Here is a 25,460-nt window from a genome sequence, read left to right as displayed (position 1 = left end):
GTGTCCACCCAGGCCCGCGCGATCGCTGGTTTTATCCGCTCATCGCTGAATCACCAGCCCATTGAAACTATGGTTGCAAGGGTCATCCACATCGTAAAACCGGATGCCCTTCCCATCAGCCGAGACCTCTGCGAAGAACCCGCCTCCGCGACAGTTTGCCGCTTGAAATCGCTCATCGAGACCCACCAATGGCTTGACGATGAACCGCCATGTTCCATTGATTTTTCGCCCGTCGATCTTGCCTTCCAGAACATAATGAGGAGCAGCGGCCGAGCGCCGGTCATTGGCAAGCTGCAAATAGACAGTCTGATCTTCGTGATGAATGGTGGCCTTGCCGTGCGAACCGTCAGCCGGTCAGCCCCCGGTAGCGGAGCGGGCGGGTGTCCCGCTCAGCCGCAACTGCCCTCCACTCGCAGGCTGAGCGTCTGCGAGTCGATCTCGCTACCGTCCGCAGCGCTCAATGTGGCGATCAGGCGGCGCTGGCCGCTGGCCACCACCACGTACAGGGTCAGTTCGTGCGTGCCGCTGGCCGGGAGCGGCGCGACATCGACCGCAGGCTGGGATTCGGCGATGCGCAGTCCAAGCCGCAGTGGCGCGCTCGGGGCGGCTGCGGGATTGTGCAGGCGCACGACCACCGGCACGCGGCACAGCCCGCCGCGCACGCGCGCAAGCCCTTGGGCTGGGATCGCCACGGTGGTTTCCCACCTACCCTCGGTGCTCGCCAGGCGCACCTCGGACTGGATGCGCACGGGCTGGCCGGTCAGCACCGCCGGCAGCCGCGGGCGGATGCGGTTCGGATCGACCCGTCCGGGAGTCTCATCGCCAGCATCCGACTGGCGATCTCGCGGGATCGGCGTTGGCCGGTCGGGCAGGGTCAGCGGGCCGTCCCAGCAGGGCTGGTCGGCGCCATTGCGCTGGGGATCCGGCAGGCAGATCGGGAGGCTGGCGCCGGGCAGGCGCTGGGGCAACTCGGCATAGCGGCCGCTGTCGGCGCAGTGGATTGCCAGCGGGTCGAAACCGGTCTGGCAGTTGGCCAGCGCGGCGGCCAGCGGCGGCTGGACGCGCAGGCGCCCGCCGCCAGCCATGGGCTTGTTCAGGGCCGCCAGGATCTCGCCGGCCCGCGCCTTGGCCGCCGTGAACTCCGCCGTCTCGGTGTAGACGCATTGCATCGGCGTGTCGGCGTATTCGGCCTGGCGACGGGCCGCGGCGAGCAGCGCGCGGCACTCTGGCTGTTTCCAAGGTCGCGTGCAGGCCAGCCGGGTCGGCGTCTCGCGGACACACCGCGCGCGCCCGCCGAGGGCGTCGATGATCTGCCCGGCCAGGCGCGTGTCGGACTTGCTGCGATCGAAAGTGCAGCGCTTCTTCGGGTGCGCCGCAGCGGCGATCGCCAGGCATTTCTGGTGTGCGCGGAAGTTGCTGCAGACAAACTGCACGCCGTCGCCAGGATCCCAACCGGCAGGCTGCACGCAATGGCCTCCCTGCAGCAGTTGCATGCGCACCTTTTCCACCTGCATCGCATGCTGGTGCAGTGCGTTCTCGAAGCTGTCGCCGACCGACTTGCAGATGACCTCGTGCGCACTCGGCTCAGGCGTTTGCAGGTCCTGGTCGGCGAGGCACTGCTGGTAGATCTTCTCGACCATGTCCTCCGAAACCATGGGCATCTGCGACCAACGCTGCCGCACCAGCGGACACAGGCGCTCGTCCGGGCCGGGTAGCGGCAGGCGCTTGCGCAGCTCGGTGGCGCAAGTCAGTTCCACCAGACGGCGATGCGCCGCGACACCGCTCTCGCGGCCCAGATCGGTCACCGCGAAGATCTCCGCCAGTTCGAAAGCCACCGTGTGCACGTGCGCATTGCCGCCGGCGCGCAGCACCTGCTCCATCGCCGCGCTCTCGCTGCTGAAGCGGCTACGCAGCCGGTCGCAGGTCTTGCGCGCGTTCTCGGCGCTCATCGTGTGCGAATCGAAGTACTTCACGCACGGGTCCCACAGGCGTCCCATCAGCCCGTCCCAGCCACCCTTGAAGCGCGTCCACACGCCATAGTGGTACCACGGCCGCCAGTACAGGTCGTAGTAGGTATCCACCGGCATGTGCTTGCTCTGGCCGGAGATCCATTCGCCGAAACGCTGCATGGTGCCCCAGACCGCGTCCACCGCCGCCGCGACCGCCTGCACCGCGACGCCGAAGACCTGCGCCAGTGTCGAGCAGATCGCATCGCCGCCGGGGACGTCGTCGGGCAGCAGCCGGCAGGCCAGATCCGGCCCCAGCAGCGCCGCGACCTTCAGCCAGTCGTCCAGGCTGCGCGACTGCACCGCGACGAGCACCAAACGCACCACCGGCTTGGCCTGCTGCGCGATTTCGACGAACAACCCGCCGCAGATGAAATCCTTGACCGGCCCGCCGGCGGGAAAGCCCGCGGTGCATGCGACCTGGGCGAGCACATCGGTGCCGGTCAATTCGAGCACATCGATCCAGCGCCGCTGCTGCGCCGCAAGGACCAGATCGACCACCAGCCGGACCTTCGGATCGGCGGCGCTCAGCGCAGACCCGACCGCCGGTGCCGCAACCCGCCCGGCGCAGGTGCTCGCGGAGCCGCCCTCGATCAGGCACTGGACCAGGGGCTTCGCGTCGACGACCGCGCCATCAACCAGCCCCGCGGTGTGCAGGATCTGCAACACCTGGTCCAGGGTATCGGCGCGTGCCGAGGGCATTGGCGCGAGGCCAAGCGCCAAGGCCAATGACAGGATCCAGATCCGCGGACGCCACATGACATGCTCTCCGGCAGCATCGCTGGCTTCCAGCGTGCGCCCGATCCGGCGCGGCACCCTTGATCGCGATCATGCTGCCGCGGGCGTGGCCGGCCCCGGCTACACGCACTGCCGCCCTGCGGGCAACGGCAAGCCTCTGCCCGCAACTGCTCCGAACCCGCCGGGGTCAATGCACCTCCCAGTCGAGCGTGCTGCCGGCACGGCCGGCGGACCGCGCGCTGAGCAGGATGCTGCGCTCGCCGGATTCGAAGCGCACCACCTCCGTGCCTGCGTCGGCCTTCAGCACCTTTGCGCTGTAGCCGGCGGCGGCGAGCTGCCCGGTGTAGAAAGCGACGACTTCGGCGTGCGGCGCCGGGCCGGCCCAAGAGACCTTCAACGTGTCGCCATCGCGGGCGAAGGCGGTGCGCACGAATCCGGGGAGGCGCGCGATGCCGGGCGGATCCTCGCCGCCGACATCGCTGGCCGGGCGCGCCGGGCCGAGCAGCGAGCCGAGTGCCTGGTCCGCGCTGGCGCGACCCTGTTCGGTGAGTTGCCGCAGGCCTTCTGCTGCGGCGGGCAGGGTGGCCGCGGCCAGACCCTGCTGCAGCGCGTCGGTCGAGGCCGGGACCGCGGCCTTGAGCCGTTCCACCTCGGCCTGGACGCGCTGCTGCGCCTCGGTCTGCAACGCCTCCAGCGTGTCGGCCGCTGGCAACTCGGCTGCGAGCTGCGCGACCTCCGCCGGCAGCGCCTGTTGCAGCGCTTCGCGACCCTGGCCGAGCAGCGCGCCGCCGGCCTGCCAGGCGCCGCCGACCACCGCGAACAGCAGCCACAGCAGCAGCGCCGGGATCAGCAGGAGCGCGAAACCGGCTGCGATCCATACCTTGGCGGGCAGTCGACTGACCCGCTGCCACAGGAGTTCCTTCACGCCGATGCGGTTCATGCCAACTGCTCCTGTGCAGGACGACGCAATCGCAGGATCTCGCGTGCCTGCGGCCGCGGCGCAGCGGCCCCGGCCTTCGCCCGGTGCAATCGCCCGATCCGGCGCACGATCGCCGCCGCGGCGCGGTCCACCGCGCGGGTCATCGCGACGTACAGATCGCGCTGCACGTCGGCGACCACCACATCGCGGGTGTCCGCCAGTTGCACCTGCAGCTGGCAGCGCTTGTCGATGCCGCCGCGGCGACCGTTGGTGTCGGACAGGCGCACCCGGACGCTGCGCACCTGGCCACGCAAACGATCGAGGGCGAACTCGATGCGCCGCTGCACATGGCTCTGGATGGACTGGGTCAGGGCGAAACCCTGGGCGCGGATGTCGATACGCATGTCGCTGGCCTCCGTCGTTGGGATGGAACCAGATTGAGGCTGGATGGTTTTCCGGAAAAGCAGTAAGTTCCGATCTGGAACTGCGCTTTTTTCGAAGGATCAGCGGATGCAGCGCTCGCTCAACTACAAGCACCTGCACTACTTCTGGGCGGTGGTGCGCGCCGGCGGCATCACGCGCGCGGCGGAGAAGCTGCACCTGACGCCGCAGACCCTGAGCGGCCAGGTCAAGCAACTGGAGGACAGCGTCGGCGTGGCGCTGTTCACCCAGGTGGGCAAACGCCTGGAGCTGACCGAAGCCGGGCGCGTGGCCTATTCCTACGCGGACGAAATGTTCTCGCTGGCGGCGGAACTCGGCGAGGCGCTGAAGACGCTGCCCGCCGGGCGCGCGCAGAGCTTTCGTGTCGGCGTGGCCGATGCGGTGCCCAAGTCGCTGGCGCACCGGCTGCTCGCGCCTTCGCAGCATGCGGCCGAAGCGGTGCGCCTGGTCTGCCGCGAGGGCAAGCTGGAGAACCTGCTCGCGGAGCTGGCGCTGCACCGGCTGGACTGCGTGCTGTCGATCCGCCCGGCACCAGCGGGCCTGAGCCTGCGCACCTGGAACCACAAGCTCGGCGGCAGCGGCATCGGCCTGTACGCGCCGCGCGCGCTGAAGCTGTCGCCCAAGGCCTTCCCGCGCTGCCTGCACGGCCAGCCGCTGCTGCTGCCGACCGACGACTCGCCGGTACGCGCGCAGCTGATGGACTGGTTCGAGAAGCAGCGGGTGGTGCCGCGGGTAGTCGCCGAGTTCGACGACACCGCGCTGATGAAGACCTTCGGCCGTGCCGGCGCCGGGGTGTTCCCGGCGCCGCTGGTGATTGCCGACGAGATCGTCCACGCCTACGACGCCCGCCTGCTCGGCGCGGCCGGCGAGATCGACGAGACCTATTACGCGATCTCGACCGAGCGACGCGTCAGCCACCCCGGCGTGCGCGCCGTCATCGACGGTGCCTCGAGCGCGCTGGGAAATGCCTGATCCTTCGTCTTTTCCGAAGACAGGGTTCGACTAATTCCGATTTATCTGGCGTCTGGCGTACCTTTAGGCTGCGCCCCGCGACGGGCCCCTCTGGCAGCGTGGTGCTGCGATGTCGTCGCTCAATCGAGCCCTTGGAGGGGCCTTGCATGGACACGATCCTGAGTTTGCTGCTGCACGATTTTCTCGGCCAGGATGTCTGGCTGTGGTTGCTGTTCATCGCCATCGTCATCGCATTGCTGGTGTTCGACCTCGGCGTGCTGAACAAGCAGGACCATGAGATCGAGGTCAAGGAGAGCCTGTGGCTGTCGGCGGGCTACATCAGCGTGGCGCTGCTGTTCGGCGCGTGGGTGTGGTGGTACCTCGGCGCCACCAGCGGCATGCAGTTCTACACCGGCTTCTTGATCGAGAAGTCGCTGGCGATGGATAACGTCTTCGTCATCGCGCTGATCTTCAGCTACTTCGCGGTCCCGCGGATCTACCAGCACCGGGTGCTGTTCTGGGGCATCCTGGGCGTGATCGTGCTGCGCGCGATCATGATCGGCGTGGGCGCCGCGCTGGTCAGCGAGTTCAGCTGGGTGCTCTACCTGTTCGGCGCCTTCCTGATCGCCACCGGCATCAAGATGCTGTGGGTGATCGACAACATGCCGGACATCGGCAACAACCCGCTGCTCGGGTTCCTGCGCCGGCGCATGCGGGTGACCGACCAGGTGCATGGCAACCAGTTCTTCGTGCGCCTGCCGGCCAGCGATATGCCGGGTGCCAGGCCGGTGCTGTGGGCCACCCCGCTGTTCTTCGCGCTGGTGCTGGTTGAATTCGCCGATGTGATCTTCGCGGTCGACTCGGTCCCGGCGATCTTCGCGATCACCACCGACCCGTTCATCGTCTACACCTCGAACATCTTCGCCATCCTTGGCCTGCGTGCGCTGTACTTCGCGCTGGCCGCAGTGATCCACCGCTTCAAGTACCTCAAGTACGCGCTGGCGGTGATCCTGATCTTCATCGGTGCGAAGATCTTCTGGAACCAGATCTACAGCAAGCTGGACCCGTGGATCTCGCTGTCGGTGACCTTCAGCCTGCTCGCGATTGGTATCGTCTACTCGCTGTACAAGACCCGCGGCGAGGCGACGCCGGCAGCGCAGGCCTGAAGCCAGCCAGCCCGGAGCACCGCAATGCGGTGCTCCGGGCATGAGAAGCGGGGCAAGGGGCAGGGGGAAAGGGGTGCGGCCCGCGGCTCGGCCCGACAATGACGCGGTCCTGGTCCCCTGCCCCCTGACCCCCGACCCGCTCTTGTCGCATACAGGATTGATCCCCAGCCCATGATCGACGTCGTGATCCTGTTCTTCCTGCTCGGCCTCGCAGCCGGGCTCGCGCGATCCGACCTGAAGTTGCCATCCGCGCTGTACGACTCGCTGTCGCTGTTCCTGCTGCTGGCGATCGGCCTCAAGGGCGGCGAGGGCCTGGCCAGGCAGCCGCTCGGGCCGCTGCTGCCGCAACTGCTGGCGGTGATCGTGCTTGGGGTGGCGCTGGCGCTGATCGCCTACGCCATCCTCTACTGGGTGGGCCGGCTGAGCCGCGCGGATGCGGCCGCCACCGCGGCGCACTACGGTTCGGTCAGCGTGGCCACCTTCGCGGTCGGCGTGAACTGGCTCACGGCGCGCGGGATCCCCTTCGAGCCGCAGTCGACGGTCTTCCTTGCGGTGATGGAAGTGCCGGCGATCGTGGTCGGCATCCTGCTGGCGCGCGGGGTCGGGCGCGGCACCGACTGGGGCGTGGTGCTGCACGAGGCCTTCCTCGGCAAGGGCGTGGCGCTGCTGCTCGGCGGCATGGCGATCGGCTGGATCGCCGGGCCCGAGGGCCTGGCGCCGATCAAGAGCCTCTACTACGACTTGTTCAAGGGCGTGCTGACGCTGTTCCTGCTGGAGATGGGCCTGATCGTCAGCCGCCAACTCGGCGAGCTCAAGCGCAACGGGCTGTTCCTGCTGGCCTTCGGCATCCTGATGCCGCTGGGCTCGGCGGCGCTCGGGCTCGCCTGCGCCATGCTGCTCGGGCTCTCGGTGGGCGGGGCGACGCTGCTCGCGCTGCTGGCGGCGAGTGCCTCCTACATCGCCGTGCCGGCGGCGATGCGTGTAGCGGTACCCCAGGCGAATCCGGCACTCTCGCTCGGCGTGGTGCTCGGCGTGACCTTCCCCTTCAACATCCTGGTCGGCATCGCGATCTACCATCGCTGGGCCGCCCAACTCCTCGGAGCGGCCGCATGACCAGCCCCACCGAAAAGCGCACGCTGCTGACGCTGATCACCGAGGCGACCATCGAAGCCTCGCTGCTGCGCGATCTCGACCGCCTCGGCGTTCGCGGCTACACCGTGTCCGACGCCCGCGGGCGCGGCAGTCGCGGCGTGCGCGACGCCGCCTGGCGCGAATCCTCCAACATCCGCATCGAGGTCATCTGCCCGCGTGCGCTCGCCGACACCGTCCTGGCGCATGTGCAGGCACGCTACTACGCGGATTACGCGATGGTGGCCTTCCTCAGCGAGGTCGAGATCCTGCGGCCGGGGAAGTTCTGAGGCTTTACCCGATCCGTCGTCACCCCTGCTTGACCGGAGTCAAGGGTAGCCCTGCGGCGCCCACGCTACGTTGCGGGCTGCTGGTCGGCCCGGGGCAGGATGATGCGCAGGTGCGTGCTGTTGTCGCTGTTGTTGCTGTTGCCCGTACCCGCCCAGGCGGTGTTGCGGACCTGGCCCTCGCCGGCATGCTCCAGCACGCTGCAGGCGTGCATCGACGGTTCGGTCTCGGGCGACGAACTGCTCATCGATACGCTGGCGACGATCAACGAAGACCTGACGCTGACGAAGACCCTGGATCTGCACGCCGCAGGCTACTCGGCGACCCTCGGCAGCGGACGCAGCCTGACCATCAATGCGCTCAACAACGGCGTGGCGATCAAGGTCCGCCACCTGCGCCTCAGCGGGCCGGTGGTGGTCACGATCGGCAGTGCGAATGCGGCGCACACGCAGAGCGTCGAGCTGCGCGGCCTGCAGCTGCGACCGGTGGCCGGCACCGCCAACCCTTTGCGCTTCGTTGCCGCGGCCGGTACCCAGTCCAGTTACACCGTCACGCTGGCCCAGAGCCGGATCTTCGAGATGGCCGATCCGGGATCGCCCTCCTCCGTGGCCGTCCGTTTCGAACATGCGCTGGCCAGTGGGCAGCCGACGCTGAACCTGCTCGACAACCAGATCATGGCCTGGCACGACGGCGTGCACTTCAGCATCTACGCGCCGGATGGCAGCGCGCTGGCGCATGGCAACCGCATCGGCCGTTATCGCCGTCCGCACAGCGCGGCGCCGGACACCATCGGCCTGCAGATGCTGAGCGGCGTGGCCAGCGGTGCGCCCGCGCGGATGCGCGCCCAGCGCAACCAGATCTTCCACTTCGGCACGGGGCTGCGCCTGTGGGCCCAAGGCGGGCTCGATGCCAGCGCGGTCAACAACACCATCGCCTGGAACCGCAACGATGGGATTCGCGCCGAACGCGTCGCACCGGCCACCTTCGGCGGGCGCATCGCCAACAACATCCTCACCGGCATCGAGAGCTGCGCACTGTTCTTCAGCGGCGCGCCCGGCGCCACGGCCGACTACAACCTGTACCACGGCAATGCGCTGAACCATTGCGGCAGCGCATCCGCCGGCGCCAATGACCGCGCCGGCAACCCGCGCTTCGTCGGCGCATACGATTTCCGCCTGCAGGAGTCCTCGCCGGCGATCGACGTCGGCAGCAACAGCGACCAGCCGCAGGTGCCGGTCGTGCTGGTGCTGGTGCCGACACCCGACTACGACCAGCGCGCCGGGCGCGTCGGCGGCACGGTGGACATCGGCGCGCACGAGTTCTCCTACGACGGCAGCTTCGCCCACGACACCCGGCCGATCAATGTCAGCGGCAACCTGACGCAGCTGTTCCCGGCGCCGATCCCCTTGCTGTCCAGCGACTTGCTGCAGGTAACCGGGTTCAACAACGCCAACCTCAAGGGCATGCCGCCTGCGGCCGAGTCGCACCTTGGCACCTGGTGGGACGGTAGCGCCTGGACCATCTTCCACCAGGCCGGCGCGGCGGTGCCGATGCCGGTCGAGCGCCGCTTCCACGTGCTCCTGAACCTGGACGCCAATCCCAACCTGCTGCACATCGCGCAGGCGGGCAACACCAGCGGCCAGCTGAGCACGCTCGATCACCCGTCGTTGAACAACAGCCCATCCGCGCTGCCGATCGTGACCCAGCGCTTCAACCCCAACAGCGTCTACAACAACTCCAGCCTGGGCGTGTGGTACGACGGTTCGCGCTGGCGCATCTTCAACCAGTTCGACGGCGGATCGGCGCCCCCGATTCCGCTGGGAGCTGCATTCTCGGTGCTGATTCCCAACCCGCTGTTCGCCCTCGGCAACCATGCCTTCCGCGCCACCGCGGCGGCCAGCGACCGCGCGATCGTGCTCGACCATCCGTGGCTGATCGACACGCCCTGCGCGCTGCCGCAGGCCAGCGCCAGCTACAACCCGAACAGCGTGTATGTGGCCTCGAGCGTGCTGGTTGCGCTCGGCAACGGCGGAGTCAATGGCGACCAGTCGTCGTGGTCGCTGATGCGCGGGGACGGACTCGACTTTCCCGCGGGCGCCAGCTACCACGTGCTGGTGGATCCGCAGCAGAGCCGCCGCTGCACCGAGGACCTGCTGTTCGTCAGCGATCTGGAGTGACCCTGCGGGCCAGCCGCCGGGAGTCCTCGGCAAGGTCCGTGCCCGGCGGCGCTGCGCACATCTCCCGAGTCGCCGCGGCCAGCGGCGCCAGACCTGCATTCCGGGTGATGCAGGTCAAGGCGCGGGCGAAGTCGCGCGGGACAAGATTCACCGTCCCCACTGACCATGAGTCCTTCGCGATGAGCCAGGAAGTCCTCGAACGCGCCCGCCAGGCCATCCAGCAGCACGATCCGTCTGCCACCGTCGAATTGAGCAACGGCGCTCTGCAGGTCGATTCGGTGCTACCCGCCGGCACCCTGGTGAGCATCCTGCGCGCCAACCGGATCCAGACGGCGGAGTCCGAACGCAGCGACTGCTGCGGCGGCTGCTGCGGACGCTGACCCCGACGAATCAGGAATCGCCATGAAGGCTCTCGCAGTCGCGCTGTTGACCGCACTCGCCCTCGCTGCCTGCAAGCCGCAGGATCCGGCCCCCTTGCCACCGCAGGTGGGTACCCGGACCACGCCTGCCCCGCAGCCGGCAGCACCGGCTGACGCCACGACACCTGTTGCGAGCGGCGATGCGGCCACCGCGCCCGCCGATGCGACCGCCGCGTCTGCCGATGCTGCCGCCACGCCAGCACCCGCGGTCGCCGCTGTGGACGGCGAGGCGGTCTACCAGAAGGCCTGCATCGCTTGCCACGGCACCGGCGTGGCAGGCGCACCCAAACTCGGCGATGCCGCCGACTGGGGCCCGCGTGTAGCCCAGGGCGAGGCGCTGCTGTTCGAACATGCGACCAAGGGCTTCACCGGCAAGAAAGGCATGATGCCGCCGAAGGGTGGTTTCATGGCCCTGAGCGACGACGAGATCCACGCCGCGATCGCCTACATGACCGCGGCTCCGGCGCCATGAGCCCGGCTGCGCTGCCGCTGGTGTATGCCTGTTCTGGCTGCTCCAGCGCGGCGCAGATGGCCAATCACCTCGCGCTTCGGCTGGATCGCGAGGGTGCGGCCGAGATGAGCTGCATTTCCGGTGTCGGTGGCGGGGTACCGGCACTGGTGCGCACTGCACAGAGCGGCCGCCGGATCCTCGCGCTGGATGGCTGCGCGATGCACTGCGTCGCGCACTGCCTCAGGCGCGCCGGCGTGCAGGCGGACCAGCACCTGGTGCTCGGCGAACTGGGCGTGCGCAAGCGGAAGCATGCCGACTTCGATCCGGCCGAAGCCGCAGCGGTGTACGCGCAAGCCGTGCTGCCTGCAGCGCGCGAACTGAAGGATGCTGCGAACCGCTGAAGCGCGCGGCGGGCTTGCGGGAATCAGGCGCGCGGCAGCAGGCGGGCAGGGGCCCGGTGTGCGCTGCGCCAGGCCGCGCGCGCTTCTTCGCTTAAGCGCGCGCCGCGGTCGAGCAGGATCCGGGTCGCCAGCGGGAAGCGTTCCCACGGCAGCTGGTCCAACAGGTTGCGCACCCGCAGGCCGAGTTCCACATCGCCGATCAGCGTCAGTCGCCGCTGGAAGAACAGGGTGTCAGCGTCTTCGCGACGGCTGACCAGTTGCAGCAGATCGGTCAGCGTCCCGCGCACCAGCGCCTCGGGCGCTGCGACCGGGTCCAGCACCACGAGCTGGTGGGTGTGCACCTCGACGATCCAGCGCAGCCCCAGGTCGGACACCTCCACCCCGATGCGCCGGCCGCGGAGATCGGCCAATCCACCCGAGGCGAAGGTGTCCGCCAGCGTCGTCCGCGCGATGCTATCGAAAGCCTTGCCGTGCCAGCGCGGCGGAAGCAGCCGCAGCAAGGGCGCCCACCGTGACGGCGGCGGGAGCCAGCGCAACCAGGGCTTCGGAGTCGTGTGCGGATCGGTCACCATGACCGCGAGGATGGCGCCCGGCGCAGCGCCGGGCCTTGACCTCGGTCAGGTCGCCGCGACTCCGGCCGTGCCCGCTGGCGCCGGCCGGAGAGATCGGTCCCGGTGCCCGCCGCAGCGGGCGTGCCGGGTTGACCCGCGAGCGATCATTCGAAGCCGTTGGCGAACAGCGGGTCGCCGACGATGGTGTCGGTATCCGTCGCGCTGTCGTTGGCCGGGTTGTTGTCGTTCGCGTAACTCACGGTCGCGGTGTTCGCCAGCGATCCGGACGCTCCGGCGGACAGGGTGCAGGTAGCGCTGAAGGTCAGCGTGCCATTGTTCGCGGCGATGCTGTTCGCCGTGGTCGCGAAGCTGCCGCTGCCATTGGTGCTCTGGCAGGTGCCGCCGGCGCTCGCGGTGCAGGTCCAGGTGCACCCGGTCAACACGGCGACAAAGGTATCGCTTACCGACACACCACTGACGGTCGTGGTCGCCGGATTGGTCACGACGATGGTGTAAGCAACATTGCTGCCCGGCGAAATCGTATTGACACCATTGGTCTTGGTGATCGACAGATCGGCGCGCGGGACGATGGTGTCGGTGTCGGTGGCGGAGTTGTTCGCGGCGTTGTTGTCGTTTGCGTAGCTGACGGTCGCGGTGTTCGCCAGCGAACCAGTCGCCGTGGTCGACAGCGTGCAGGTTGCGCTGAAGGTCAGCGTGCCGCTGGCTGCAATCGAGTTCGTCGTGGTCGCGACATTGCCGCTGCCATTGGCGGTCTGGCAGGTCCCGCCGGCGCTCGCGGTGCAGGTCCAGGTGCAGGCCGACAGGCTCGCCGGGAAGGTGTCGGCCACGGCGACATTGCTGATCGCCGCAGCCACCGGGTTGGTGGCGACAATCGTGTAAGTCACGTTGGCACCCGCATTGACCGTCGTCGCGCCATCGGTCTTGGTGATCGACACATCGGCGCGCGGAACGATGGTGTCGATGTCGGTCGCCGAGTTGTTCGTCGCGTTGTTGTCGTTGGCGTAAGTCACCGTGGCGGTGTTGGCCAGTGAGCCGGTGGCCGTCGTCGACAGCGTGCAGGTGGCGCTGAAAGTCAGCGTGCCGTTGTTCGCGGCAATGCTGTTGGTGGTGGTCGCGAAATTCCCGCTGCCATTGGCGCTCTGGCAGGCCCCGCCGGCGCTCGCGGTGCACGTCCAGGTGCAGGCCGACAGGCTTGCCGGGAAGGTGTCGGCCACGGCGACGTTGCTCACGGCTGAGGTGGCAGGGTTGGTCGCGACGATGGTGTAGGTGACGTTGGCACCGGCGTTGATGCTGGTCGCACCGTCGGTCTTGGTGATCGCCACATCGGCGCGCGGGACGATGGTGTCGGTGTCGGTCGCCGAGTTGTTCGCCGCGTTGTTGTCGTTGGCGTAGCTGACCGTCGCCGTGTTCGCCAGCGAGCCGGTCGCGGTGTTGGAGAGCGTGCAGGTTGCGCTGAAGGTCAGCGTGCCGCTGGCTGCAATCGAGTTCGTCGTGGTCGCGACATTGCCGCTGCCATTGGCGGTCTGGCAGGTCCCGCCGGCGCTCGCAGTGCAGGTCCAGGTGCAGGCCGACAGGCTTGCCGGGAAGGTGTCGGCCACGGCGACACTGCTGATCGCGGCTGCGGCCGGGTTGGTTGCAACGATGGTGTAGGTCACATTGGCACCAGCGTTGACGGTGGTTGCACCATCGGTCTTGGTGATCGACACATCGGCGCGCGGGACGATGGTGTCGGTGTCGGTCGCCGAGTTGTTCGCCGCGTTGTTGTCGTTGGCGTAGCTGACGGTCGCGGTGTTGGCCAGCGAGCCGGTGGCCGTCGTCGACAGCGTGCAGGTGGCGCTGAAAGTGAGCGTGCCGTTGTTCGCGGCGATGCTGTTGGTGGTGGTCGCGAAATTCCCGCTGCCACTGGCGCTCTGGCAGCTGCCGCCGGCGCTCGCGGTGCAGGTCCAGGTGCAGCCCAATAGGCTCGCCGGGAAGTTGTCGGCGACGGCGACGTTGCTGATCGCGGCTGCGGCCGGGTTGGTGGCTACGATGGTGTAGGTCACGTTCGCGCCAGCATCGACGGTCGTCGCACCGTCGGTCTTGGTGATCGCCACATCCGCCCGCGGGACGATGGTGTCGGTGTCGGTGGCCGAGTTGTTCGCGGCGTTGTTGTCGTTGGCGTAGCTGACGGTCGCGGTGTTCGCCAGCGAACCAGTCGCCGTGGTCGACAGCGTGCAGGTGGCGCTGAAGGTCAGCGTGCCGCTGGCTGCAATCGAGTTCGTCGTGGTCGCGACATTGCCGCTGCCATTGGCGTTCTCGCAGGTCCCGCCGGCGCTCGCGGTGCAAGTCCAGGTGCAGGCCGACAGGCTCGCCGGGAATGTGTCGGCCACGGCAACATTGCTGATCGCCGCGGCGGCCGGGTTGGTGGCCACGATGGTGTAGGTGACATTCGCGCCGGCATTGATGCTGGTTGCGCCATCGGTCTTGGTGATCGACACATCGGCGCGCGGAACGATGGTGTCGGTGTCGGTCGCCGAGTTGTTCGCCGCGTTGTTGTCGTTTGCGTAACTCACCGTTGCGGTGTTGGCCAGCGAGCCGGTGGCCGTGGTCGACAACGTGCAGGTGGCGCTGAAGGTCAGCGTGCCGTTGTTCGCGGCAATGCTGTTGGTCGTGGTCGCGAAATTGCCGCTGCCATTGGCGCTCTGGCAGCTGCCGCCGGCGCTCGCCGTGCAGGTCCAGGTGCAGGCCGACAGGCTTGCCGGGAAGGTATCGGCCACGGCGACACTGCTGATCGCCGCGGCGGCCGGGTTGGTTGCAACGATGGTGTAGGTCACATTGGCACCAGCGTTGACGGTGGTTGCACCATCGGTCTTGGTGATCGACACATCCGCCCGCGGGACGATGGTGTCGGTGTCGGTCGCCGAGTTGTTCACCGCGTTGTTGTCGTTTGCGTAAGTCACCGTTGCGGTGTTGGCCAGTGAGCCGGTGGCCGTCGTCGACAGCGTGCAGGTGGCGCTGAAGGTCAGCGTGCCGCCGGCTGCAATCGAGTTCGTCGTGGTCGCGACATTGCCGCTGCCATTGGCGCTCTGGCAGGCCCCGCCGGCGCTCGCGGTGCAGGTCCAGGTGCAGGCCGACAGGCTCGCAGGGAAGGTGTCGGCCACGGCGACATTGCTGATCGCCGCAGCCGCCGGGTTGGTGGCGACAATCGTGTAAGTCACGTTGGCACCCGCATTGACCGTCGTCGCGCCATCGGTCTTTGAGATCGACACATCGGCGCGCGGAACGATGGTGTCGGTGTCGGTCGCCGAGTTGTTCGCCGCGTTGTTGTCGTTGGCGTAAGTCACCGTGGCGGTGTTGGCCAGCGAGCCGGTGGCCGTCGTCGACAGCGTGCAGGTGGCGATGAAAGTCAGCGTGCCGCCGGCTGCAATCGAGTTCGTCGTGGTCGCGAAATTCCCGCTGCCATTGGCGCTCTGGCAGGCCCCGCCGGCGCTCGCGGTGCAGGTCCAGGTGCAGGCCGACAGGCTTGCCGGGAAGGTGTCGGCGACAGAGACGTTGCTGATCGCCGCGGCCGCCGGGTTGGTGGCGACAATCGTGTACGTGACGTTGGCACCGGCGTTGACGCTGGTTGCACCGTCGGTCTTGGTGATCGCCACATCGGCGCGCGGGACGATGGTGTCGGTGTCGGTCGCCGAGTTGTTCGCCGCGTTGTTGTCGTTGGTGTAGCTGACGGTGGCGGTGTTCGCCAGCGAACCGGTCGCGGTGCTCGACAGCGTGCAGGTGGCGCTGAAAGTGAGCGTGCCGTTGTTCGCGGCGATGCTGTTGGTCGTCGTTGCGATGTTGCCGCTGCCGTTGGCGGTCTGGCAGGTCCCGCCGGCGCTCGCGGTGCACGTCCAGGTGCAGGCCGACAGGCTCGCAGGGAAGGTGTCGGCCACGGCGACATTGCTGATCGCCGCAGCCGCCGGGTTGGTGGCGACAATCGTGTAAGTCACGTTGGCACCCGCATTGACCGTCGTCGCGCCATCGGTCTTTGTGATCGACACATCGGCGCGCGGGACGATGGTGTCGGTGTCGGTGGCCGAGTTGTTCGCCGCGTTGTTGTCGTTGGCGTAAGTCACCGTGGCGGTGTTGGCCAGTGAGCCGGTGGCCGTCGTCGACAGCGTGCAGGTGGCGCTGAAAGTCAGCGTGCCGTTGTTCGCGGCAATGCTGTTGGTGGTGGTCGCGAAATTCCCGCTGCCATTGGCGCTCTGGCAGGCCCCGCCGGCGCTCGCGGTGCAGGTCCAGGTGCAGGCCGACAGGCTTGCCGGGAAGGTATCGGCCACGGCGACGTTGCTCACGGCTGAGGTGGCAGGGTTGGTCGCGACGATGGTGTAGGTGACGTTGGCACCGGCATTGATGCTGGTTGCGCCATCGGTCTTGGTGATCGACACATCCGCCCGCGGGACGATGGTGTCGGTGTCGGTGGCCGAGTTGTTCGCGGCGTTGTTGTCGTTGGCGTAGCTGACGGTCGCGGTGTTCGCCAGCGAACCAGTCGCCGTCGTCGACAGCGTGCAGGTGGCGCTGAAGGTCAGCGTGCCGCTGGCTGCAATCGAGTTCGTCGTGGTCGCGACATTGCCGCTGCCGTTGGCGCTCTGGCAGGTCCCGCCGGCGCTCGCGGTGCACGTCCAGGTGCAGGCCGACAGGCTCGCAGGGAAGGTGTCGGCCACGGCGACATTGCTGATCGCCGCAGCCGCCGGGTTGGTGGCGACAATCGTGTAAGTCACGTTGGCACCCGCATTGACCGTCGTCGCGCCATCGGTCTTTGTGATCGACACATCGGCGCGCGGGACGATGGTGTCGGTGTCGGTGGCCGAGTTGTTCGCCGCGTTGTTGTCGTTGGCGTAAGTCACCGTGGCGGTGTTGGCCAGTGAGCCGGTGGCCGTCGTCGACAGCGTGCAGGTGGCGCTGAAAGTGAGCGTGCCGTTGTTCGCGGCGATGCTGTTGGTGGTGGTCGCGAAATTCCCGCTGCCATTGGCGCTCTGGCAGGCCCCGCCGGCGCTCGCGGTGCACGTCCAGGTGCAGGCCGACAGGCTTGCCGGGAAGGTGTCGGCCACGGCGACGTTGCTCACGGCTGAGGTGGCAGGGTTGGTCGCGACGATGGTGTAGGTGACGTTGGCACCGGCGTTGATGCTGGTCGCACCGTCGGTCTTGGTGATCGACAGGTCGGCCGTCGGGCCCAGGCCGTCGGTGTCGGTCGCGCTGTTGTTGCCGCTGGCCGGATCGTTCGCGTAGCTGACGCTCGCGGTATTGACCACCGATCCGCTCGCGGTGCTGAACACGGTGCAGGTGGCGCTGAAGGTGACCGTGCCGCCAGCGGCGATGACCACGCTCTGGCTGATGTTGCCGCTGCCGAAGGCCACCGGGCAACTGCCGGTTCCCGAGGCCGCGCAGGTCCAGGTGCAGCCGGCAAGCGAGGCGGGGAAGGAGTCGCTGACGGTGACGTTGCTGACCGCATTCGCGCTCGGGTTGCTGACCGTGATGGTGTAGGTCGTCGCGGCGCCTGGAGAGAGCCCGTTCACGCCGTTGGTCTTGCTGATCGACAGGTCGGCGCTGGGTGCCGTGCAGCCCACCGTTGCATTGCCGGGACAGGCATCGCAGGCGTCGCCAAAGGCATCGCCATCCGCATTCTGCTGGCCGAAATTGGCGTTGTTGTCGCAGTTGTCGAGGTTGTCGCAGATGCCATCGAGGTCGGTGTCGGCCACCTCGTCGCCCTGGCAGACGCAGGCGCGCCCGACAGTGGTGGCCCAGCGACCATCCTCACCGCCGAAGACGGTGCCGCGAGTCATCGCATACTGGTTGTAGATCCAGAAACACTGATTGGCGGGATCGGTGGAGACGCCGCTGTAGTCTCCCCAGCGGTTGCTGCCGCCGCCAAAGGTGCGCAGGTAGAAATCGGTGCCCGCGCGCAGGGTCTGCGCCGCCGAGACCACGCCGCTGGCATCGGTGGCACGCCGGCTGACGGCATAGGCGCCAGGGAAAATCGATTCGTCGGCGGCGGAAAAGCCGATCACGGCTGCGCCACGGTCATTCACCGAGACCGCGGGGAAGAAGGCGAACGCGCCGGCAGCGACATCCTCGGCGCCGATATCGCCGGTTTCGGCGATTGCCGGGGTGGCGCCCGCGGCGGCGCTGAAGCGCACATAACGTGCCGAAGGCTGGCCGCTGTTGGTGCCGGAATTCGGCACATAGGTGAACACTGTCCAAAGGCTGTCGTTCTGCCACACCGCATCCAGCGCGCGCGAATCGTTGGTCTCGATGGTGTTGGCGGAGCCGGACTGCGGCCCATCGGGAAAGGCGCCATTGTTCGAGATGTTGCCCATCGACAACTGCGAGATCGTGAACGTGGGGGTTGCGAGCGGGTTGGTGATGCGCACCACTTGGACAAATTCGTTGCCGCCGCCGGACAAGCTGCTGTAGACGGCCATCCAGGTGCCGGCCGTCCCGCTCGGCGGTGCGCCGATGATCCGCGCGGGCTGGGTGGTGGTGGCGACACCGCCACCGGCGTAGGGATTGTGGCGGACTGCGGTGGCGGTGCCGCCGTCGTAGAACCCGCCGGTGCCCAGGCCCTTGGGCACGATGAACAGCCGGGTGGCGAGGAAACTGCCGGGAAAGGAGAACATGTTCCCGGTGATGTAGACCGCCTCTTCGTCGTAGGCGAACCCGGGATAATCCAGCCAGCCAGGCGTGCCGCCGATGGTTTCCAGCGAGGTGATCCGGGTGCGCGTCCAGCTCCCGGTCGGGTCGCTGGTGTTGGACACGGCGAGGAAGATGAAGGAGGCCTGCGGCGCTTCGGTGAACTCCAGCGTGACCAGCAACCAGCGCTGCGCCAGCGGATCGTAGAGCACCTTGGGGTCAAAGGTCCCGGTGGTCGGCGGCGTGGCGAAGCCGCCCGCAGAGAAGAAGTTCTGCAGCGAGATCGCGCTCCCCTGCAGCGCGCCGGCCTTGTTGTAGACCCGCAGGGTGGTATTGGTGACAACCACGATGTGATTGGGGCCCGCGGCGGCATGGCTGTCCGGGGGGATGTGGTAGAAACCACTCGCCGATGCATCGTTGTCGAAGGTGATCGTGTCGAACACCGGGGAAATGCTGCCGACGATTTCCGGCTGCGCGACCTGCTCTACCCGCAGCCCGGCCCCACCAGCTCCGGCCGGGTAGAGGTCGGGGTTGTAGGGCATGGGCGCGCGGACGCCGCGCTTTTTCGGGGCCGGCACCTCCCAGTGGGTGATGCGCGCCTGCGGCGTGTCGTTTTCGTAGACCGCGATGCCTTCGAGCACACGGGTCTCGACCCCGCGGCCCTGGAACATCGGCCGGCCCTGGTTGTCGTAGACCACCGGGCTGCTGTCAGGCGTGCGCCCGGTGGGCACCGAGACCGGGCCGCTGGGCGCTACCACGAGCGCTTCATCCCTGACCGCCACCGGCGCACAGGCCGCCAGGGCGAAAAGCCACAGACCTAGCCCGTACCGCGCCCTGACTCGCTGACGCATGGCGTAACTCCCGTTTCGACCGCGCGATCCGGGCCGGCGATCGCCGGCCGGGCGCCTACTGTCGCAGGAAGCCGGGAACCGCGCAATTGCCATCCAGCGCCCGCGTGGCTGATTCAGGTCATTGCGCGCGCCCCGGCAGGCCGCCACGATGCACCGACTCTTATCCGAGGAGCGTGCATGCGCCTGGTATGCCCTGCCGGCAGCCCGCCGGCCTTTCGCGCGGCGATCGACGCCGGCGCCGATGCGGTCTATGTGGGCTTCCGCGACGAGACCAATGCGCGCGCCTTTCCCGGGCTGAACTTCGGCGAGCAGGACCTGGTCGCCGCGGTGGACTACGCGCATGCCCGCGGCCGCGAGCTGTACATCGCGCTCAACACCTACCCGACACCCTCGCGAATCCCGCAGTGGCGCGGCGCAGTCGACCGCGCCGCGCGCCTGGGCGCCGACGCGATCATCGCCGCCGATCCGGACCTGCTGGACTACGCCGCGAGTGCGCACCCATCGCTGGCGCGGCATTTGTCGGTGCAGGGCTCGGCGACCACCCACGTGGCGCTGCGCTGGTACCGCGAGCGTTTCGGCATCGCGCGGGCGGTGCTGCCGCGGGTGCTGTCGGTGGAGCAGGTCGAACGCGTCTGCGCCGCCCAGGTGGTGCCGATCGAGGTGTTCGCCTTCGGCAGCCTGTGCATCATGGTCGAGGGCCGCTGCCAGCTGTCCAGCTTTGTCACCGGCGCCTCGCCGAACCGCCACGGCGTGTGCTCGCCGGCGCGCGCGGTGCGCTGGGAAGAGCACCCCGACGGCAGCCGCAGCGTGCGCCTCTCCGGCGTGCTGATCGACCAGTTCAGACCCGACGAGCCGGCCGGTTACCCGACCGTGTGCAAGGGCCGCTACGCGGTGGGCGACGCGCTGTTCCATGCACTCGAGGAACCCACCAGCCTGAACACCCTGGAGTTGCTGCCGCGCCTGGCCGCCGCCGGCGTGTGCGCGCTGAAGATCGAGGGTCGCCAGCGCGGCGCCGCCTACGTCGGCGCGGTGGCCAGGGTCTGGCGCCAGGCTATCGACCAGCTCGCGCGCGCACCGGACAGGTTCAGCGCCCGGCCCGAATGGCAGCAGGCGCTGGCGCAGCACGCCGAAGGCCGCCAGACCACGCTCGGGGCGTATCAGCGCGGCTGGCAGTGAGGGTCGAGCGGTTGTGGGTTGTGGGTTCTGGGTTGTGGGCGGCGACTGCGGGGAGGCCGCCACACCTGGCCATGAGACGCACGCTTGACCCACAACCCACAACCCACAACCCGCTTCTTGACTCGCGTCATCGCCGCGTAGCCGCAGGGCTGCGGACAATGGCCGCAACCCATCGCAGCCCGCCGCAATGCACATCGTCCTGCAACCACCGGCCCGGCCGCCGAGCCTGAGTCCCGCCGAGCTGGCGCGCATCGTCGCCGCGGCGCCGCACCGGCTGTTGTTCCTCGGCGGGGCCACTGCGGTGCTGCTGGCGATGACCTGGTGGGCGCTGTGGCTGGTCGCCGCGTCTTCCGGCGCCTTTGCGATGCCGCAGCCGGCGATTCCGGCGGGTTGGGCGCATTCGTTGGGGATGCAGTACCAGGCGCTGCCGATGTTCATGTTCGGCTTCCTGCTGACGGTGTTCCCGCGCTGGATGGGGCAGCCGGCCTACACCCGCTGGCATTACCTGCCGGTCGGCGGCAGCCTGTTTGCGGGCTACCTGGCCTTCCACTCCGGGTTGTTCGGCGCGCCGGCGATGGTGCACATCGGCTGGGTCATGACCATCGCAGGCTGGCTGACCGGCCTGGTCCTGCTATTCCGCCTGCTGTGGCTGGATGGCGGACGCACCTGGCACGCGATCGCCTGCTGGGTGGCGCTGGCGCTGGGCTTCGTCGGCATGGTCCTTACCGCGCGCTACCTGCACGGCGGCGATGCCCGCCTGCTGTTCGGCGCGATCAAGCTCGGCACGTTTGGCCTGCTGCTGCCGATCTACCTGACGGTGTGCCACCGCATGCTGCCGTTCTTCTCGCAGGGCGTGATTCCCGGCTACAAGGTGTGGCGGCCGGGCTGGATCCTGGCAGCGATGCTCGCGCTGGTGTTCGGTCATCTGCTGCTGGAACTGGCGCATGCCTATGCCTGGCTGTGGCTGGTCGATTTTCCGCTGGCGGCGCTGGCGGCGCTGCTGGTGGTGCGCTGGCGCTTCCTCGATGCGCGCCGCGTGCGCCTGCTGTTCGTGCTCCACTGGGGCTTCGCCTGGCTGCCGCTGGCGATGCTGATGTACGCGGCGCAGAGCGCGTGGTTCGCCTGGAGCGGCGAGTTCGTCTTCGGCCGCGCGCCGGTGCACGCCTTGACGGTGGGCTTCTTCGGCAGCCTGCTGGTGGCGATGGTCACCCGCGTCACCCAGGGCCATTCGGGGCGGCCACTGGAGATGGGCCGCATCCCCTGGCTGTGTTTCTGGCTGCTGCAAGGCGTGGTGCTGCTGCGCATCGCCAGCGAAATCCTGCCGGATGCGCCCCTGTGGCTGGCGCTGTCCGCCGCCGGCTGGGTGCTCGCTTTCCTGCCATGGGTGCTGCGCTCGGCGTGGATCTACCTGACGCCGCGGGTCGATGGAGCGCCGGGCTAATGGCCTACTCCGACCTCCGCCAGTTCCTGCGCAGCCTGGAGCACGACGGGCAGCTCAAGCGCATCGCCGAACCAGTCGCCCCCGAGCTCGAGTCGACCTCCTTCTGCCTGCGCACGCTCAAGGCGAACGGACCGGCGCTGCTGTTCGAGCAGCCGCGCGGCTCCCGGATCCCGCTGCTCGGCAATTTGTTCGGCAGCCGCGCGCGGATCGAGGCGGCGCTCGCCGGGCGGCCGCTGACCTCGCTCAACGAACTGGGCGAGCTGCTCGCGGCACTCAAGGAGCCGCGCTGGCCTGCGAGCCTGCGCCAGGCGCTCGAGAGCTGGCCGGAGCTGGCGCAACTGGCGCACGTGGCGCCGCGACGGGTGCACGAGGCGCCGTTCCAGCACCAGGTGCTGGAAGGCGAGGAACTGGACCTCGGACGGCTGCCGATCCAGCGCTGCTGGCCGGAAGACGCCGGGCGCCTGGTCACCTTCGGCCTGGTGGTCACCCGCGGGCCGCGGCAGAAACGCCAGAACGTGGCGGTGTATCGCCAGCAGCTGATCGGGCCGTCCTCGCTGATCATGCGCTGGCTGCCGCACCGCGGTGGCGCGCTGGACTACGCCGATCACTGCGCCGCGACGCCGGACCAGCCCTTCCCGGTGCTGGTGGCGATCGGCGCCGACCCGGCCACCCTGCTGGCCGCCGTGGCGCCGGTGCCGGACACGCTGTCCGAACACGAGTTCGCCGGCCTGCTGCGCGGCCAGCGCAGCCAGCTCTGGCACAGTGAGCTGACCGGCCTCGATGCGCCCGCGGGCGCCGAGATCCTGCTCGAAGGCTTCATCCACCCGAAGGACCGCGCCATCGAAGGCCCGTTCGGCGATCACACCGGCTACTACAACGCGCAGGCGCGCTTCCCGGTGCTCAGCGTCCAGCGCATGTCGCTGCGCCAGGGCGCGATCTACCACGGCAGCTACATGGGCCGCGCACCCTTCGACGAGCCCTCGGTGCTGGCGATGGCACTGAACGACCTCTACGTACCGATCCTGCGCCGGGTATTCCCCGAGATCGTCGATTTCCATCTGCCGCCGGAGGCTTGCTCCTACCGCGTCGCGGTGGTGTCGATCCGCAAACAGTATCCCGGCCACGCGCGCCGCGTGATGATGGGCGTGTGGTCCTACCTGCGGCAGTTCACCTACACCAAGTTCGTGGTGGTGGTCGACGCCGACATCGACGCGCGCGACTGGCGCCAGGTGCTGTGGGCGATCGCCACCCGCGTAGACCCCGCGCGCGATTCGCTGCTGATCGAGAACACCCCGATCGACTACCTCGACTTCGCCAGCCCGGTCGCTGGGCTTGGCTCCAAACTCGGATTGGATGCCACCAACAAGCTGCCCGGCGAGACCACCCGCGAGTGGGGCCGGCCCATCGTGCTCGATCCCGCCGTGGAGCGGCGGGTGGATGGGTTTGGATCTGGCTGAGTTGTGGGTTGTGGGTTCTGGGTTGTGGGCATCCAGAGCTTGCACGAAGCAGCACAGTCGCGGTCCGCGAGCTTCGCTGCCCACAACCCACAACCCAGAACCCACAACCCGAACCCCGCAAGGAACCCGATCCATGCGACTCAGCCTCGCCCCACCGCAGTACTTCTGGCCGCGCGAGCAGACGCTGGCGTGGTATCTCGCGGCGCTGGATTGGCCGCTGGACATCGTGCACCTCGGCGAGAGCGTGTGCTCCAAGCGGCGCGAGCTGCGCTTGGCGGACTGGCTGGCGCTCGGCGACGAGTTCGCGGCGCGCGGGGTCGAGGTGGTGTTGTCCTCGCTGGCGCTGCTGGAAGCCGAGTCCGAGCTGTCGCAGCTGCGCCGGCTGGTCGAGAACGGGCGCTTCAAGGTCGAGGCGAACGATGTCACCGCGGTGCAGCTATGCCGCGAGCGGGGCGTGGCCTTCGTCGGCGGACCGACGCTGAACGTCTACAATCTCGGCACGCTGAAGCTGCTTATGGACGATGGCCTGGTGCGGCTGGTCCTGCCAGTGGAACTCGGGCGCGACTGGCTGGGCGAGCTGCGCGAGGCGGCGCATGCCGACGGCCTGGCGCTGCCCGAGTTCGAGACCATCGCCTGGGGTCGCACGCCGCTGGCCTACTCGGCGCGCTGTTTCACCGCGCGCGCGCTCGGTCTGGGAAAGGACGACTGCGGCTTTCGCTGCATCGACTATCCAGACGGCCTGAAACTCGCCACCCGCGAGGGGAGCGAGTTCCTCAACATCAACGGCATCCAGGTGCAGAGCTACGAGTGCTGCGATTTGGCGTCCGTGCTCGGCGAGCTGCGCGAGGCCAGGATCGATGTGATCCGCCTGTATCCGCAGCTGGACGGCATGCGCGAGGTGGTGCAGCGTTTCCGCGATGCAATCGGCGGCGCTACCGTCGCGCAGCTGCCCGCGCATGGACTGGGTTACTGGCATGCGCGCGAACCGATGGCGCCGGCGGCCTGATGGTGGAGCGACTTCAGGCGCGATCTTTTCGGGCACTCCGTTGAAGAGTCAAGATCGCGGCTGAAGCCGCTCTCACCGAACCTGTCGTAAGGCATTGATTTAGCGATGATAAATTCGGAGGGCAAGAAGGCACGAGGGCACGCATTGGCGCGCCTTCGCACCGAACCGGCTTTTGCGTGCCCTCGGGCCCTCGTGGCCTCGCGCCCTCCGGTTCGATGCGCGAATAAGCGCACCGCCAGGGGCGACCGGAACTCCCACCGAACATTGTTCAAGTTTATGAAATAAAAGACATTTATCCGCAAAAGGACGCAAAGTAGATCCAAATCCATTGCCGGATCTGCGCGGGAGTTGGGAATGCTGCGCGAACCGAGGCTCCTGCTCTCTTTGCGTTCTTTGCGTCCTTTGCGGACAAAAAACAGGGTACGCAACAGTCCGATGCACGAATAGGCGCACCGGCAGGGGCGAACGGGGCTCCCACAATCAATCGAAACCCCAACGGATGGATGATCGACGATGAAACCAGACAAACCAATGTTGCTGGGCGCCCTGCTGTGCGGCCTGGGGGCCCACGGCGTCCCGGCGCAGGAGCACGCGCACGAACACGCGGGTGCCGCGCATGTCGCGGCCACCGCGGACGGCTTGCTGCACGCCACCGATGCGCCGCTGCGAGCGGGCATGCTGAAGATCCGCGACCTGCTGGCGGCTCCGCGCCCGGGCGATGGCGTCGCCGCCACGGCGCTGGCCGACAACATCGACGGCGAGGTGCAGCAGTTGTTCGCGCAATGCAAGCTGGAGCCCGATGCCGATGCCGCGCTGCACGGTGTGCTCGCGCTGCTCCTCGAAGGCGCCGCCGGGCTACGCGCCGACACCGGCGACGACGACGCCTGGGCCAAGCTGCAGCAGGCGCTGAAGCTGTACCCGCAGCGCTTCGACGACGCGACCTTCCGCGCCGGACAGTGAACATCCCGGACACCATCGTCGGCTGGCAGTGCGCCGGCTGTGCCCGGGCAGATGCTCCGCAACCGTGTGCCAGGGCCGCAAGCTGGTTCTGGTCGCCGCCGCGGACTGCCTGCAGCTCTGGGAGCGGCACGCGGCGGCGCTGGCACTGCTGCGCCTCGTCGCGCATGCGCAGCCGCGCGAGGGTCAGTTCCAAGCCGCCTGTAAGGCCGCGCAGGCCGACGCGCGCGTGCTCGTGGCAGAAAGCTGATCGGCCTCGCATGAACC

Annotated in this window: 20 protein-coding genes; 14 read left to right on the top strand and 6 right to left on the bottom strand. The window is 68.3% G+C overall.

From position 1 onward, the window contains the following. Positions 1-39 precede the first annotated feature (39 nt). From IPK27_01310 to IPK27_01295, 4 genes are all read right to left on the bottom strand, one after another. Positions 40-297 (bottom strand): hypothetical protein, encoded by a 258-nt coding sequence (locus tag IPK27_01310; GenBank protein ID MBK8066294.1) that lies wholly within the window; start codon positions 295-297, stop codon positions 40-42. 92 nt (positions 298-389) lie between these two features. Continuing rightward, positions 390-2,765 (bottom strand): hypothetical protein, encoded by a 2,376-nt coding sequence (locus IPK27_01305; protein MBK8066293.1) that lies wholly within the window; start codon positions 2,763-2,765, stop codon positions 390-392. Positions 2,766-2,931: 166 nt separating this feature from the next. Continuing rightward, positions 2,932-3,684, bottom strand: a complete 753-nt coding sequence (locus IPK27_01300) for a hypothetical protein (GenBank protein MBK8066292.1) — start codon at positions 3,682-3,684, stop codon at positions 2,932-2,934. Further along, complete coding sequence (locus IPK27_01295; GenBank protein MBK8066291.1) at positions 3,681-4,067, bottom strand: HPF/RaiA family ribosome-associated protein; 387 nt, start codon at positions 4,065-4,067, stop codon at positions 3,681-3,683. Before IPK27_01295 ends, IPK27_01300 begins: the two co-directional genes overlap by 4 nt. A 106-nt stretch (positions 4,068-4,173) precedes the next feature. Here IPK27_01295 and nhaR point away from each other — a divergent pair, with 106 nt between their 5' ends. The 8 genes from nhaR to IPK27_01255 all read left to right on the top strand — a co-directional run bounded on the left by nhaR (position 4,174) and on the right by IPK27_01255 (position 11,085). After that, the gene (gene nhaR / locus IPK27_01290) at positions 4,174-5,076 is read left to right on the top strand and encodes a transcriptional activator NhaR (protein ID MBK8066290.1); all 903 of its coding nucleotides are present in this window, start codon (positions 4,174-4,176) and stop codon (positions 5,074-5,076) included. 146 nt (positions 5,077-5,222) lie between these two features. Further along, entirely contained in the window at positions 5,223-6,221 is a 999-nt protein-coding gene (locus IPK27_01285) for a TerC family protein (protein ID MBK8066289.1), read from the top strand. Positions 6,222-6,392: 171 nt separating this feature from the next. Next, positions 6,393-7,334, top strand: coding sequence for a sodium-dependent bicarbonate transport family permease (locus IPK27_01280; protein MBK8066288.1), 942 nt, complete (start codon positions 6,393-6,395; stop codon positions 7,332-7,334). Then, the gene (locus IPK27_01275) at positions 7,331-7,639 is read left to right on the top strand and encodes a transcriptional regulator (protein ID MBK8066287.1); all 309 of its coding nucleotides are present in this window, start codon (positions 7,331-7,333) and stop codon (positions 7,637-7,639) included. The genes IPK27_01280 and IPK27_01275 overlap by 4 nt, the downstream gene beginning before the upstream one ends. Before the next feature lie 102 nt (positions 7,640-7,741). Next, positions 7,742-9,814 carry a hypothetical protein gene (locus tag IPK27_01270; GenBank protein ID MBK8066286.1) on the top strand — a complete coding sequence of 691 codons (2,073 nt, stop codon included), beginning with the start codon at positions 7,742-7,744 and terminating at the stop codon, positions 9,812-9,814. A gap of 179 nt (positions 9,815-9,993) precedes the next feature. Beyond that, the gene (locus IPK27_01265) at positions 9,994-10,194 is read left to right on the top strand and encodes a hypothetical protein (GenBank protein MBK8066285.1); all 201 of its coding nucleotides are present in this window, start codon (positions 9,994-9,996) and stop codon (positions 10,192-10,194) included. 22 nt (positions 10,195-10,216) lie between these two features. Next, positions 10,217-10,705, top strand: a complete 489-nt coding sequence (locus IPK27_01260; protein MBK8066284.1) for a cytochrome c5 family protein — start codon at positions 10,217-10,219, stop codon at positions 10,703-10,705. Then, positions 10,702-11,085 (top strand): putative zinc-binding protein, encoded by a 384-nt coding sequence (locus tag IPK27_01255; GenBank protein MBK8066283.1) that lies wholly within the window; start codon positions 10,702-10,704, stop codon positions 11,083-11,085. The genes IPK27_01260 and IPK27_01255 overlap by 4 nt, the downstream gene beginning before the upstream one ends. Positions 11,086-11,108: 23 nt before the next feature. Here IPK27_01255 and IPK27_01250 read toward each other — a convergent pair whose 3' ends face one another. Further along, positions 11,109-11,657, bottom strand: coding sequence for an SCP2 sterol-binding domain-containing protein (locus tag IPK27_01250; protein ID MBK8066282.1), 549 nt, complete (start codon positions 11,655-11,657; stop codon positions 11,109-11,111). 143 nt (positions 11,658-11,800) lie between these two features. Beyond that, positions 11,801-19,063, bottom strand: coding sequence for a DUF11 domain-containing protein (locus tag IPK27_01245; GenBank protein MBK8066281.1), 7,263 nt, complete (start codon positions 19,061-19,063; stop codon positions 11,801-11,803). A gap of 270 nt (positions 19,064-19,333) precedes the next feature. On the opposite strand from IPK27_01245, the gene IPK27_01240 reads away from it, so the two are divergent. The 6 genes from IPK27_01240 (at position 19,334) to IPK27_01215 (ending at position 25,443) form a co-directional block, all read left to right on the top strand. Continuing rightward, entirely contained in the window at positions 19,334-20,332 is a 999-nt protein-coding gene (locus tag IPK27_01240; GenBank protein MBK8066280.1) for a U32 family peptidase, read from the top strand. Between the two features lie 187 nt (positions 20,333-20,519). Further along, complete coding sequence (locus IPK27_01235) at positions 20,520-21,773, top strand: NnrS family protein (GenBank protein MBK8066279.1); 1,254 nt, start codon at positions 20,520-20,522, stop codon at positions 21,771-21,773. Continuing rightward, on the top strand, positions 21,773-23,230 hold the full coding sequence (locus IPK27_01230) for a UbiD family decarboxylase (protein ID MBK8066278.1): 1,458 nt from the start codon (positions 21,773-21,775) through the stop codon (positions 23,228-23,230). Before IPK27_01235 ends, IPK27_01230 begins: the two co-directional genes overlap by 1 nt. A 133-nt stretch (positions 23,231-23,363) precedes the next feature. Further along, positions 23,364-24,236: a U32 family peptidase gene (locus tag IPK27_01225; protein ID MBK8066277.1), complete on the top strand. Its 873-nt coding sequence runs from the start codon at positions 23,364-23,366 to the stop codon at positions 24,234-24,236. 513 nt (positions 24,237-24,749) lie between these two features. Further along, positions 24,750-25,196, top strand: a complete 447-nt coding sequence (locus IPK27_01220; GenBank protein ID MBK8066276.1) for a hypothetical protein — start codon at positions 24,750-24,752, stop codon at positions 25,194-25,196. Positions 25,197-25,260: 64 nt separating this feature from the next. Beyond that, entirely contained in the window at positions 25,261-25,443 is a 183-nt protein-coding gene (locus IPK27_01215; protein MBK8066275.1) for a hypothetical protein, read from the top strand. Positions 25,444-25,460: the final 17 nt, after the last annotated feature.

The sequence above is a fragment of the Rhodanobacteraceae bacterium genome (assembly GCA_016713135.1).
Lineage (GTDB): Bacteria > Pseudomonadota > Gammaproteobacteria > Xanthomonadales > SZUA-5 > JADKFD01.
Note: the sequence above shows the minus strand (reverse complement) of the source record. Positions and strands in the feature narration are given on the sequence as shown.

What these genes read in the sequence shown, in the direction of transcription:
- IPK27_01255 (MBK8066283.1), top strand. Translation starts at nt 10,702, where the DNA reads ATGAGCCCGGCTGCGCTGCCGCTGGTGTATGCCTGTTCTGGCTGCTCC.
- IPK27_01280 (MBK8066288.1), top strand. Translation starts at nt 6,393, where the DNA reads ATGATCGACGTCGTGATCCTGTTCTTCCTGCTCGGCCTCGCAGCCGGG.
- nhaR (MBK8066290.1), top strand. Translation starts at nt 4,174, where the DNA reads ATGCAGCGCTCGCTCAACTACAAGCACCTGCACTACTTCTGGGCGGTG.
- IPK27_01285 (MBK8066289.1), top strand. Translation starts at nt 5,223, where the DNA reads ATGGACACGATCCTGAGTTTGCTGCTGCACGATTTTCTCGGCCAGGAT.
- IPK27_01230 (MBK8066278.1), top strand. Translation starts at nt 21,773, where the DNA reads ATGGCCTACTCCGACCTCCGCCAGTTCCTGCGCAGCCTGGAGCACGAC.
- IPK27_01225 (MBK8066277.1), top strand. Translation starts at nt 23,364, where the DNA reads ATGCGACTCAGCCTCGCCCCACCGCAGTACTTCTGGCCGCGCGAGCAG.
- IPK27_01250 (MBK8066282.1), bottom strand. Translation starts at nt 11,657, where the DNA reads ATGGTGACCGATCCGCACACGACTCCGAAGCCCTGGTTGCGCTGGCTC.
- IPK27_01300 (MBK8066292.1), bottom strand. Translation starts at nt 3,684, where the DNA reads ATGAACCGCATCGGCGTGAAGGAACTCCTGTGGCAGCGGGTCAGTCGA.
- IPK27_01240 (MBK8066280.1), top strand. Translation starts at nt 19,334, where the DNA reads ATGCGCCTGGTATGCCCTGCCGGCAGCCCGCCGGCCTTTCGCGCGGCG.
- IPK27_01265 (MBK8066285.1), top strand. Translation starts at nt 9,994, where the DNA reads ATGAGCCAGGAAGTCCTCGAACGCGCCCGCCAGGCCATCCAGCAGCAC.
- IPK27_01235 (MBK8066279.1), top strand. Translation starts at nt 20,520, where the DNA reads ATGCACATCGTCCTGCAACCACCGGCCCGGCCGCCGAGCCTGAGTCCC.
- IPK27_01260 (MBK8066284.1), top strand. Translation starts at nt 10,217, where the DNA reads ATGAAGGCTCTCGCAGTCGCGCTGTTGACCGCACTCGCCCTCGCTGCC.
- IPK27_01275 (MBK8066287.1), top strand. Translation starts at nt 7,331, where the DNA reads ATGACCAGCCCCACCGAAAAGCGCACGCTGCTGACGCTGATCACCGAG.
- IPK27_01295 (MBK8066291.1), bottom strand. Translation starts at nt 4,067, where the DNA reads ATGCGTATCGACATCCGCGCCCAGGGTTTCGCCCTGACCCAGTCCATC.
- IPK27_01305 (MBK8066293.1), bottom strand. Translation starts at nt 2,765, where the DNA reads ATGTGGCGTCCGCGGATCTGGATCCTGTCATTGGCCTTGGCGCTTGGC.
- IPK27_01270 (MBK8066286.1), top strand. Translation starts at nt 7,742, where the DNA reads ATGCGCAGGTGCGTGCTGTTGTCGCTGTTGTTGCTGTTGCCCGTACCC.
- IPK27_01220 (MBK8066276.1), top strand. Translation starts at nt 24,750, where the DNA reads ATGAAACCAGACAAACCAATGTTGCTGGGCGCCCTGCTGTGCGGCCTG.